A 12463-nucleotide genomic window follows, 5' to 3' on the forward strand; every position below is an offset into this window, starting at 1 on the left:
ATTCTATCTACAATTCGAGTGTAAGCGTTTTTTATATTCATTTATTCTGTTAATGTCAAAAACAAGTTTAATTCTTTTAACAAAAATAATCCCTCTTAAACGAACCTACAAGATTATTACATAATTTAACTGGAATTTGAATATTGCTTATTTACTTTATTAGCGTTATAAGGGTAAATGCATTTAACTTTCTAGAAAATTTCCGAGGCAGATACTAATACATATTAATTTTCTTTGAGTTATTATTTTTACTAGTAGTGTCTATTCCAAAATAAAAACATTTAAGAGGGAAAGGCATCTAATAAAAGATATGTCCTAGTATTTTTAAGGTTCTCTTAAATACGGTATCTCCACCACCACCTGTTTTTAAATTTCCTGAATATTTCTCAGAAAGGTAATTTAGAATATCATTAACAGTTTTTGGATCACCGTTACTATTTTTTGTGATTATGTCAGTCCCATATATTGCCTTGAAGTCGGCCATAGCATCTTTAATAGGTGACCATATTTCTGAATTCCTGGCTTCTTGGTAACCAAGTCCAGAAGTCTCACCCATACCATTTCTTAGGCTAGTTCTGTTTTTGATATTTGCAAGGTATGATGGGTATTTATGAGAGAAAAAAACTGCCAGAGGTACAATACTTGCATAGTGACCAGAAAGCTGATGTACTCCAGCTTCTCGATCAACTAATGCAATTGCATCGCTAATGTGATAATCTGCTAGCCCTTTAATTGTTGCTCTTGTACCTATAATTTTTGATTGTAGTACATAATCATTTGTGTAATCCGCCATCCTCTTCATCCCCCTTTAGAGCAAATCATGGAAATATTTCCATTATATTATATATTTAAGCTTCTATTTCCACAAGTGATTTCGGATAATACCAACTAGAATATGTAAAATTGAGATTTTATCACAACATCATCTATAATAGGAGATAGATTTTTATCATGAGGGAGGAATTTTGATGGGGATTGAAACAACACTTGTAACTAGAGTTAAAGATATCTTAAAGACTTTTGATGAATATTGGAATGATGGTGTTTTAAATAAACAGAAAGTTATTGATGCAATTAAAAATTATGACCACAATTTATTAAAGGCATTACTTTCTGATGAAATTATTAAAAAGACTTATTCTATCAATGTCGAAGGTGTAACTGTTTTTAAACAAGAGGAATTTATTGATTTCTTTAGGTATAAAGACTATTGGAATGACAGTTTTACTCGATACAGTAATGAAATAGGATTAGCTAATGAGGGGAGATACTTAAGATATAACACAGATGTTGTTTTAAATTTTCCATATAAAGATACGGTATTAGAAGGAGGAATGACAAAAGACGATAGAAAGAGGAGTGAAATTTATTATCATAATATATTAGCAAAAGAAGAAATAGACATACTATTTGAACCAAAAGTGTTGGCAAATGTTAAAAGATATAGTTTCAATAATATTGAAAAAGCAACTGAGTTTAATGATAGTGATAATCTAATAATTAAAGGCAATAATTTGTTAGCTATTCATAGTTTGAAAAATAGGTTTGCTGGAAAAGTTGACTTGATCTATATCGATCCACCATACAATGTAAAAAGTTCAAATAATACATTTCTATATAACAATAAATACAATAGGTCTACCTGGTTAGTTTTTATGCAAAATAGATTAAAAGCAGCTAAAGAATTATTAACTTCAGACGGTGCAATGATTGTTGCAATTGATGAAAATGAACAAGCATATCTAGGAGTATTGATAGATGAAATATTTCCTAATTATGAAAAGCATTTAATAACTATAGTTCATAATCCAAGGGGTATTCAGGGGACTAACTTCTCATATACAAATGAGTTTGCATACTTTATTATTCCTCAAGGTAAAAAGACAATAATTGATAGGAAGCTTTCAGAGGATGAAATCTCTTGGTCACCACTTCGAAATTGGGGCGGTGAATCTCGAAGAGAGGATGCCAAGAATTGTTTTTACCCAATTATTGTAAAAAATAATGAAATTGTTGGTTTTGGTGATGTTACAGCTGATAATGTTCATCCAGAAAAGAACGAGAATATAGGTGGTTATACTTACGTCTATCCAATTGATTCTAGTGGAGTTGAAAGAAAATGGAGATATGCACGTCAAACTGTAGAACAAATAAAACATATGTTAACATGTGTCGAAGGTAAAGATGGAATTCTTGACATACAAATTGGGAAAGACTTTGGTCAATATAAAACTGTGTGGCAGGATCCAAGATATGATTCCAATATTTATGGAAAGCAATTATTAGGTAAACTAGTACCTGATAATCCATTTACTTTTCCAAAATCGGTGTATGCAGTTTATGATTGTTTGTATGCAGTAGTTGGAAATAAAAAAGATGCATTAATTCTAGACTTCTTTGCTGGAAGTGGAACAACAGGGCATGCCACAATGTTATTAAACAAAAACGATGGAGGAAATCGTAAGTATATTTTAGTTGAGCAAATGGAATATGTAGAGAGTGTTATTGTAGAAAGAATGAAGAGCTTAATACATGACGAAGATTTTAAAGAACAGAATTCTAGTTTTGTATTTGCTGAATTAATGGAACAAAATCAGAAATTTATTCGTCTGATAGAAGAAACAAAAGAAGAAAATAAGCTGGACGATATAATAGATGATATTAAAGAAAATGCATTCTTAAACTTTAAAGTGGAAATGGAAAGGGTTACCAATGATGATGAAGATTTTAAGCCCTTGTCTATTGAGGAAAAGAAAAAAGTATTAATCGGGATCCTTGATCAAAACCAGTACTATGTACCTTATTCTGAGATAGATGATTCTTCTTATGGTTTAGGTGAAGTAGAGAAATCTTTCAACCATTCGTTCTACGAAAGGGGAGTGGAAAATGAATAAGGACATTTTGCATAAAAGGATAGAATGTGCGTTAAAAGAAATATGGAATACTCCCGATCCTATCCCTCTCTATATAACTAAAAATTTAAACCATGATTTGCGTCCTTATCAAGAAAGAGCCCTTGAACATTTTATATATATACAAAAGAGGGCAGGTACAAATACTTTAGTGAACCATCTTTTGTTCCATATGGCAACAGGTTCTGGTAAAACAACAGTTCTAGCATCAACAATCTTATATTTATTCAAAGAGCAAAATTACAAAAATTTTTTATTTTTTGTAAATAGTGATGCGATTATAAGAAAGACTAGGGATAATCTAACAAACCCTATTTCTCCAAAGTATCTATTTGATACTGACGGCATTGAAATTGACGGTAAAAAAATAAATATTCAAATTGTTGATGTCTTTCCAGTATTACCTGAAGACAATACAATTTATTTAAAACTTACAACTATACAGAAGTTACATCGAGAGTTAGAAGAACCCAGAGAAAATGGGCTGACATATGTATCACTTGCAGATCAACCGATTGTTCTTCTAAGTGATGAAGCACATCACATAAACGTAGAAACAAAAAGGAAAAAGAGTCCCGATAAGAAAATGATAGAAGAAAGAAACTGGGAAAAAACTGTAAACAAAATAATGAATAGTAATCCTGGAAATAAAATGTTTGAATTCACTGCTACTCTTGATTTAACAAAGGAATCATTATTTGAAAAATATAAGGATAAAATTGTCTTTCAGTATGATCTAAGAAAGTTTATGGATCATGGTTATTCGAAAAATGTGCTTCTAGCTAGGGCAAATGAAGATGATGAATCCAAAATGATAAATGCAATTTTACTTAGTCAGTATAGAAAGTATATTGCTAGTGAAATCGATGTTGAGTTGAAACCAGTGATTATGTTTAAATCTCAAAAAATAGCATTATCAAAGGCTGCAAGAGATGCATTCTTTAGTATCCTCGACAATATTACAATAGAAATGTTGACAAAAAGGATAGAAAGGGGATTAAACATAAATAAGGGTGAAAGAAACGTTTGGGAAGATATGTTCACGTATTATAGTGAAGCGGATCTTACTAAAGTCATACGTGATTTGCGAAATGATTTTACCAATGATACGGTTTTAACAGTTGACACGCAGGAGATTTTTTCTGAGAGAGACGCTTTATTACTTAATACATTAGAGGATATTAATAATCCAATTCGTGCTATTTTTGCAGTTGCAAAACTTAATGAAGGTTGGGATGTCTTAAACCTTTATGATATTGTCCGTTTAAGTGAAAGTGCAAGTAACACTAAAAATGCTACTGATTCAGAAGCCCAATTAATTGGAAGAGGTGCTCGTTACTTTCCATTCAAAATTAAAGGACAAAAATCTTTTGTTAGGAGATTTGACTATAGTAATCGTCGGTTATCTATATTAGAAAGCTTGCATTATCATACAATTAATGACAGTGCGTATATAAAAAATCTTGAGAAGTCATTAGATGCTGCCGGAATTGTAACAAGAGAGGATAAAATTCAAAGATACGAGGCAAAAGTTAAAAATAAGTTTCGGCAACATCGCTTGTTTAGAGAAGGTAAGATATATATTAATCGAGTAGTTGAAACAACAGCAGATGACTATAAATCTCTTTTAGATTACGAGATAGATCCTAATTATAATAAAGAATTTGAACGTGCACTAGAAACGCAATATGGTAAGAAGAATTTTTCATCGGCATCAATTGGATTAGGAGATTTCCATGATGAGCAGATGAAAATTGATGAAAGATTATGGTGGAAAGCAATTCAAAGAAATAAATTCTACCGCTTTAGTAACTTGAAGAATTATATGCCAGCCATTAAAAGTATAAAAGAGTTTATTGAAAAACCAGAATTCCTTGGAGGAGTTACAATTACTCTTAGGTTACCAACTAACATTTCAATCAATGATTTACTTCCATCTGAAAAGCTTTCTTTTGTTGAATCGTTTTTAAAAGATTCTGAGGAAAAGCTTGTTGCAAATTATTCTAGGGAAAGAGGTACTCCAGAGTTTGAAGGGGTTGCGTTTTCTAGCTTAATTAATGATTACGTAATAGAAACAAATGTAGTTAAAACAAACTTAAGCAATTCAAAAGAGAGTATACAATCATATCCAATGAGAGGGAATGACTGGTACATTTATGATCAAGCTCTTGTTAATGGTCTTGAATATGATTTTATTAAGGATATTAATGCATTAATAGATGAGTTAGAAACCAAGTATGATGAAGTATTTCTTATTCGAAATGAAAGAAAGGTTAAAATTAAAGAAATTAATGGTGTAAGGGGTTTTATGCCTGACTTCCTACTATTTTTAAAAGAAGAGGATGTAACATATCAAGTATTTATAGAACCAAAGGGTGAGCATATAAAGAAACAAGATAAATGGAAAGAAGACTTTCTGTTATCTCTTAATACCAGAAAGGACATAGTTATACTCCATGAATCAAATTCAGTAAAAATTATTGGATTAAAGTTTTATACTGAAGATAAAGAAGAGAAGAAAATGTTCATGAAAGATTTTAGAAACAAATTACTTCCTGGTACAAGACAAATCGATGATGGTATTGATCGAGAAGGATTGTTTGATCAAACCTATATTGACGAATTTGAATAATGTAAGTAGAAATTAAGTTTTAGTTTTTTTATTTTTTTACATAACTCTTTCCAATTCTAAAACTTTAGTTTTGGACAGCTTTCGTCAACAGTAATAGTCTTTAGACTGGCTCTGAACAAGGTTTATGGATGTTTTGGAATAATGACGCTTTTAATTGATGATCCTGTGCAAACAATGGATGAAATGAACATGGCATCATTTGTTGAACTGCTTAGCACTGATTTAAAAGATAGGTGATTAATTGTTTCCACCTACGATAATAATATTTCGCTTTATCTGCGATATAAGTTTCTTAAGTATGGATTAATGTTGGGAATATTAATGTAAAACAAGTTTTATACTTAAGGTAAAAATGGAATCTACCAATAATTTTAGTAGATTCCATTTTTTAAAGCATTTTCCATGTGTTAGTAAATAGACTAGAATTAAATCCTAATTCAGGACGTATGTCTATGATTACAGAACAAGTTTTTGTAGAATGGCTGATGGGTGCAATTAATACATGCATTCAAAAGATTAATGAATCCGACAAATGGGATAATGTGGGGAGGGGTATTATTGAAACGAATGGCAGTTCTATATCATTGAAGAAGACAATATCTTTGTAGAAATCCTAACTATATTAAATAAAAAACATGTCATTAAATTTGAACAACCTGAGTGGTTAGGAGTTGTAGTAAATATTCATGCTAATGTTAAATTAAATACTCTATTGAATGGTTATACTTAATAAGACCAGGGGAATACTACTCTAATGTAAAGTGATTATGAAAGCAGATTGAAACTTAACTTCCATCAATATAAATTGCATCGTGATTTGAAACAAATCCTATACTCCCATCTAGCCATGAATTGTAAATACTTTATATATTCCATCTTTGAGAAGGAAATTCTAAACTTTTATAGAATTACTACTAATAATAAATAAGAGATAAGGGGGAAATAAATGAACCATGATTTCGACCGACTACGCTGCCCTAATTGTAAAAAACTATACAAAATGAAAGATCAAGTTTTCTTGGATGAATTAAATACTGTTACTCATCAAAAGTGTTACCACCCTAATACTATTTACTCTGTAAAAGATAAAGGTACTTATAAAGAAATTATAGAACGGTATCCTTTCTTTATCGAATTAACTCCTTAGAACTCTACTTGACAACGATTTGATTAAACTTGACCTTTCCAATTGCTTAAATAATTCCAATTTAGGTACATCCATCTTGAACTGATTTCCATTTTTGAATATTACCAGAGTTTCACGGTACCCTGAGACATCCTCGACTATACTCTCTACATGATTGAAAAATAACCAACCACACTTCCAATCCTTCAAAGCATGTGTTGGGAAGGCAAAGATATTTCGATAAATACTTATTGGGATAGGAACCTGTCGGCTGAACCCAGTAAGATGCTTAATCGCCTCCCTTCTCCCTTCAAATGAGCAAAAGTTATCCAAACAACCCCTTTTGATAATCTCAAAAGGGGTTTTCTCTATAAACAATGTTTGATCTGTTTCCATTGCAATTGTATGGTAGCAAAAATTGTTACTAGGCAACAGCGCCATTGTTCGTTCGTTTATTTCATAATGAGGGTAAATCTTACTCATTATATCTATCTTCCTTTATTAGTTGAAATTCTCTTTCTATTCTTTCCTAATATCCAATCCTCTGGAATCCAATTCCTCAATAATATGATCAAAAATACGATTGATATCTACTCCTGCATTACGCAATCTTAACAGCGTTTCAATACGAGGCAATTTGACTCCTCTTTCGATTTCACCAATATGTTCAGGGCCAATGCCAGTATCTTGTGCAAATCTTTCCTGAGTGATATCCCTATCAACCATTCTATGTTTTCTTAGTTCATTACCGAAAAGATTGGATATTAGCTTAAGCTGCTCTTTTTCCACCTAGGCACATCCCTTTTTGTACCTAATTTTCATAGGAGTATCGGGAATGCTCCACAAACGAACGTATTGATTTTTACAAAATATGTAAACTAAATATTTTTTATTTAAATGATTGAAAAAACTACCTAACTTGTAGTTTCTAACCAAAAATCGAATGATGAACGATTTTTATATAACAAAATTTACTCTTCATAATAGAAACTGCAATTTTCCCGCCACATTTCTAAAAGTTAAGCAATGTGACAACTTCTAGCCGACAAACTATCCTTATCGTGCCGGCACATATAAAACCGTGAAGGAGAGTATTGGATGGATAAGGATTTCACCTTCGAAGAAATAGTTAAGCAGAATGAAAAGCGAATTTATTATCATATACACAAGCTGCAAATTAGAGATCCACATAATGAGTTCTATGTAGAGGGGCTCTATGCAATGTGGCTAGCCTATAAAAACTATCAACCTGATAAAGGGCCACTAGCGACTTACTTTAATTTTATAATTCGGAATCGCTTAATTGATTTGATTCGCAGTAAGACGCGAGAACAGAAAATTAATGAGGCTTATGTACAGAAGGAAACAATAGAACAACTGGATGGAAATCGTCTAACAATTAGTGGAATGCCACTACGCTCATCTGAGGGTATTGAGGTTGCTGATACGGAAATATGGGTCGAGTTAAAGGAATTTCTAAGTACAAACCAGTGGAAATGGGTGAACTATTTTATTATTCAAGGTCTGTCCCAGAAGGAAATTGCGGAAAAAGAGGGAGTTAGTGTGGATGCAGTAAAGAGCTGGTCACGGGAAGCCAAGAAGAAATTACGAGCTTCCGATTTGCTTACTAGTTCCAAAGACTTTTCAACTAAATAGATCGGGTGAGGTATCCTCACCCCATTAATAGAAAGGGAGATATATAGGTGAATTATATTAAAGAGATTAATGCCTTTTATGACTTGATGGAGAGAGAACCATTGTCTGCATCAGCGGTAAATCTATGGCATACGCTAATGCACATTAACAATAAGGCTGCATGGATAGAGGAATTCACGGTGTCTGCTACCGTATTGAAGTTAAAGGGTGGGCTAACAGATAGTTCATTTAAAAGAGCGAGAAAGGAATTGGAAGAGCGTGGATTAGTAAAGTGTCGTTCAAATGGGCGTAATTCGGCACCATCTTATAAAATGAAACGATTGTATAAGATGAATTGCGCTGCCTTTGAAGAAAAGACAGCAGTTGAAGAAATAGATGGAAAGCAGGAGGCAGATCACACCATGAACCAGCAAACGGGCTTCCACCTGAACCGGTTGACGAACGATCAGCCGAACCTACAGGGGAATCCACAAATAGACCGCCAAACGAACCTATTAAATAAACAAAAAGAAATAAAACAAAATAAAGAAAACGAAATGAAAAGGAAGAGTTGTCTGATGCGATTGTATTTTATAAAGAGAACTTTGGAGTGGTCAGTCCATTATAGCGGAGGAACTATTGTCATGGATTTATGAATTTGGTGATGACTTTGTCATGGAGGCGATGAAGCGAGCGCTAGAACGTGGGAAGTTTACATTTGGTTATGTGAAGGGGATATTGAACGCTTGGGTAAAACAGGGCATTCAATCGGTGGAAACCTTGAAAGCTAAGGAAATAGCAATGAATAATGCGCGTAGAAGCAATAGTAATTCGCAGTATCGCAATGCACGAAACCAAGAGGTTGTACCAGATTGGTTTTTAGAGAGAAAGCGTAAGAAAAGGATACATAAGCAAAATGTAAGTGAAGAAGACATAGTAAAGATGGAGGAAATATTAAAGAAATATAAAAATTAGAGGGAGGGGATTTAATGGCGAAATGGTGGATGGTTAGGGCTGGGGATTATAATGAGTTGATATTATTGTGGCTGAAAGAAGGTATAGTGCTTAGGATCATCAAAGAGAAGGTTGATAATCTCAATCCATGGCAAATGCAACAATTAATTGCTGGTTTACTATCTGCAATGGGATATTTTATAGAGGAGAGTACTAGGGGACCTGATGGTGGGGTCGATGTATTAGCTTACAAGGAGCCTTGGGACTGCAAAAGCCTATAATAAAGGCACAAGTAAAGCACCGAAAAAGCAAGGCAACCTCTACAGAAATCCAACAATTATTAGGTGCCCATCCAATGGATGCAAGTAGCCTTTTTATCTCTACTGGGGGATTCACGTCTAATGCTTTAGATATTGCCAATCAATATTCTGTTCGGGTAATCGAACTTGATGAATTAGTAAACCTGGTTATGGATTGGTATGAAGAGATGCCGCCTGATGTAAAGGGTTTAATTCCGTTGAGGAGGATTTATGTGCCGGAGTGAGTTCTGCTGGTAAAGAATGTACTCTAGTGATATCCAGCCCCCTACTTTTTAGTTCTCCGATCACCAAATTGGATACACCTCCCTTTAAAACGCCTAGAATATTCACTTTATTTCGACAATAGATTACAAAAACCAATGTTATATGATAAAATGGAATTGAAATACATTTTGAGACTCTAAATGGGTGTATTTTCAATTCCATAAAATGAAATACCTACTATATTACGTGGTATATGATTCATAAAGAGTTGATAATGAAACATATAGATTTAAGGAATTGTGTTAAGAAATACGCAGCAGAACTAAAAAATGAAAATAGAGATAATTTCGGAAAATAAGTAGGTAGTTAAATGGGGGATTAAATGAATAAATATTATCGCCTAACATTAAGTGTACTTTCTATTATAGTCCTATTAATATTGGGGATATATATAGAAGGTGGAATAAATAATTTATTAATTCAGTTTTGGTTTAGTTCTGGGATGCTATTAATAGTTTTATTATCATTAGTTGACCAGCCTTTCTTTTCTAAGGATTCAAATGTATTTGTTAATTCAATTACGGCTTTACTCCCACTACTTTTATTAACTTCTGAAGTGAAAGAAGGACTATTTTATATAATACTAAATTTAGTATTATATTTAGCTATGAGTAGCTTTATCTTGATGTTTATAAGGAAGAATAAATTTGTAAGTCAAAATAAATATGTATTATTTTTTTCGAATTTAAACCAACTTATAGGTAAGCCTTTAACATTATTTTCCGTATTATTCCTATGGGGTTTATCTATAAAATATGCATTTAATACGAAAGAATTTAATTTCTTATTAACTTTTTGGGTTATGTTTTTGATTCTTAATAATAATGGAATCTATCAAGGTTTATCAAATATTTTTAATAAGGGTTTTAAGAGCAACTTTACCAGTTTAGGTAATATTTTTGCAGTAATAGCTCAGAATACATTTATGGTTAAATTAAATAATAATAACTTTGTAGATAAATTTGATTTAGTAAAGGTAAGATTTTCAGGAGATAATAAAATACATACAGGATTTATATTTGAAAAAATATTACTAGATAATGAGCAATGGCTAAAAGTTATTACTTATGGAGAGCTAGAATCTCAGTTAAATAACAAATTGATAGTTGATGAAGTATATCCTGTTTCTAAAGAAGACGATTTAACAATAGATATTTCAAGCTTAGTAGGTATAATTTCAGAAGGGTCTTCTATAGAGAAAATAAAATTTCATTATAGTTCAAATCAGGAAATATCTGCTGGAACAGTATTAGAAGTTAGTTGTAACGGAGAGACAGTACTCTATCAAATAGTTGATGCAAAAACAGAATTAATAAATTTATCTATGATGAATCAATCTGGATATATTCAAGGTGAAGCAGTCCAGTTAGGAACTTGGAATATTAAACAAGGCAAATTTACCAAATATGGATGGGTGCCAGAGATTAATACTCCAGTTTTTTTAGCCCGAAATATTAAAGAAAGTGAATTGCTTGAAGGTGAAATTAATCTTGGTAATCTGCCTAATACTAATTATCCCATAATCTTGAATAAGGAATTAGCTGTAACCCATCATATGGCAGTTGTTGGAGTTACTGGAACAGGAAAATCAGTTTTCTCAAGAAATCTTATTAAAGAATTTTTAGGTGACGGGACAAAAGTTATTTGTATAGATTTGACTGGTGAATATAAAGAAAAGTTTTTAGACGAAAAGCCGACAGAAATAATTAAGCCCGATATTGCTGAAGAATTATTCAAAACGATAGGGAATATAGAAAAGATAATGGATAAAAATTTTAACAAAGATAATGATGAGTCAAGAGGGCTAAAGTTAAATGTATTTAGAACTATGGTACATCAAATAAATTCCTTTTTGGATGGACAACACAATTTAGCTCTATTGGAATTACCGGAAATTGATAATTCCTCGTCAATAATTAAATATACTCAAACATTTTTTAAAGCATTATTTAAAATCGCCAAGGAAAGAAAAGATCCAAATAACAAAATATGTTTAGTATTGGAAGAGGCACATACTATTATTCCTGAATGGAACTTTTCGGGGGTTAATGATAAATCCTCACAACCTTTAATAAACTCAATCGCACAAATAGCACTTCAGGGTAGAAAATATAATATAGGACTTCTAGTAATTGCCCAAAGAACTGCAAATGTATCGAAAACAATTTTAACTCAATGTAATTCCATTGTTGCATTTCAGCAGTATGATAAAACTAGTATAGATTTTCTTTCAAATTATTTTGGTACCGAGATATCAGCAATGTTGCCACAACTAAAGTTTAGACAAGCGGTTGTTGCAGGAAAAGCATTCCGTTCAAATTCCCCAATGCTCCTTGATGTGCCGGAGATTATAGAATATACATTAGAAGAGTTGGAAGAGGGTGAACAAAGAGAAAATCTAGTTGAAGTTAATTAACAACTGGATTAAAAAATACCCATGTTTATTGCTTGGAATAGTTAACGAGTATTAGAGTTAAATAAACATCTAATACGCGTTTTTTTGCCTCTTAAATTACCACGGTGAGCCTTATCATAAATAGATTACAAAACCTTGTCACAGGTGGGTTACTTCTTTTTGTTTAGAATGGCGAAAATGAATCAGAGTGTCAGATCCTGCTCT

General features: G+C 32.2%; 11 protein-coding genes and 1 pseudogene. 9 read left to right on the plus strand and 3 right to left on the minus strand.

The features are described 5' to 3' along the window. Window positions 1-298: 298 nt before the first annotated feature. Window positions 299-793 carry a hypothetical protein gene (locus HNR27_RS14735; protein WP_429340310.1) on the minus strand — a complete coding sequence of 165 codons (495 nt, stop codon included), beginning with the start codon at window positions 791-793 and terminating at the stop codon, window positions 299-301. A gap of 175 nt (window positions 794-968) precedes the next feature. On the opposite strand from HNR27_RS14735, the gene HNR27_RS14740 reads away from it, so the two are divergent. The 4 genes from HNR27_RS14740 to HNR27_RS14755 all read left to right on the plus strand — a co-directional run bounded on the left by HNR27_RS14740 (window position 969) and on the right by HNR27_RS14755 (window position 6691). Then, a complete protein-coding gene (locus tag HNR27_RS14740; RefSeq protein WP_429340311.1) occupies window positions 969-2894 on the plus strand; it encodes a DNA methyltransferase in 1926 nt (641 codons plus the stop codon). Further along, window positions 2887-5544: a DEAD/DEAH box helicase family protein gene (locus tag HNR27_RS14745; protein ID WP_429340312.1), complete on the plus strand. Its 2658-nt coding sequence runs from the start codon at window positions 2887-2889 to the stop codon at window positions 5542-5544. Before HNR27_RS14740 ends, HNR27_RS14745 begins: the two co-directional genes overlap by 8 nt. A 452-nt stretch (window positions 5545-5996) precedes the next feature. Beyond that, window positions 5997-6152: a hypothetical protein gene (locus tag HNR27_RS14750; RefSeq protein ID WP_429340313.1), complete on the plus strand. Its 156-nt coding sequence runs from the start codon at window positions 5997-5999 to the stop codon at window positions 6150-6152. Window positions 6153-6490: 338 nt separating this feature from the next. After that, window positions 6491-6691: a hypothetical protein gene (locus HNR27_RS14755; RefSeq protein WP_429340314.1), complete on the plus strand. Its 201-nt coding sequence runs from the start codon at window positions 6491-6493 to the stop codon at window positions 6689-6691. Here the strand turns inward: HNR27_RS14755 and HNR27_RS14760 are convergent. Both HNR27_RS14760 and HNR27_RS14765 read right to left on the minus strand, forming a co-directional pair. Next, a complete protein-coding gene (locus HNR27_RS14760) occupies window positions 6680-7153 on the minus strand; it encodes a competence protein ComK (protein WP_429340315.1) in 474 nt (157 codons plus the stop codon). The genes HNR27_RS14755 and HNR27_RS14760 overlap by 12 nt on opposite strands. 36 nt (window positions 7154-7189) lie before the next feature. Next, window positions 7190-7459, minus strand: a complete 270-nt coding sequence (locus HNR27_RS14765) for a helix-turn-helix domain-containing protein (protein WP_429340316.1) — start codon at window positions 7457-7459, stop codon at window positions 7190-7192. A gap of 309 nt (window positions 7460-7768) precedes the next feature. On the opposite strand from HNR27_RS14765, the gene HNR27_RS14770 reads away from it, so the two are divergent. From HNR27_RS14770 to HNR27_RS14790, 5 genes and pseudogenes are all read left to right on the plus strand, one after another. Further along, window positions 7769-8326 (plus strand): RNA polymerase sigma factor, encoded by a 558-nt coding sequence (locus HNR27_RS14770; protein ID WP_429340317.1) that lies wholly within the window; start codon window positions 7769-7771, stop codon window positions 8324-8326. Window positions 8327-8373: 47 nt separating this feature from the next. Next, window positions 8374-8961, plus strand: a complete 588-nt coding sequence (locus HNR27_RS14775) for a hypothetical protein (protein WP_429340318.1) — start codon at window positions 8374-8376, stop codon at window positions 8959-8961. Continuing rightward, window positions 8945-9280 carry a DnaD domain protein gene (locus HNR27_RS14780; protein WP_429340319.1) on the plus strand — a complete coding sequence of 112 codons (336 nt, stop codon included), beginning with the start codon at window positions 8945-8947 and terminating at the stop codon, window positions 9278-9280. Before HNR27_RS14775 ends, HNR27_RS14780 begins: the two co-directional genes overlap by 17 nt. An 80-nt stretch (window positions 9281-9360) precedes the next feature. Then, window positions 9361-9803: pseudogene (locus tag HNR27_RS14785) on the plus strand (restriction endonuclease); the annotation flags it as partial. 362 nt (window positions 9804-10165) lie between these two features. Continuing rightward, window positions 10166-12259, plus strand: coding sequence for an ATP-binding protein (locus HNR27_RS14790; RefSeq protein ID WP_429340320.1), 2094 nt, complete (start codon window positions 10166-10168; stop codon window positions 12257-12259). Window positions 12260-12463 lie beyond the last annotated feature (204 nt).

The organism is Ornithinibacillus bavariensis (genome assembly GCF_050433565.1).
GTDB lineage: Bacteria > Bacillota > Bacilli > Bacillales > Amphibacillaceae > Ornithinibacillus > Ornithinibacillus bavariensis.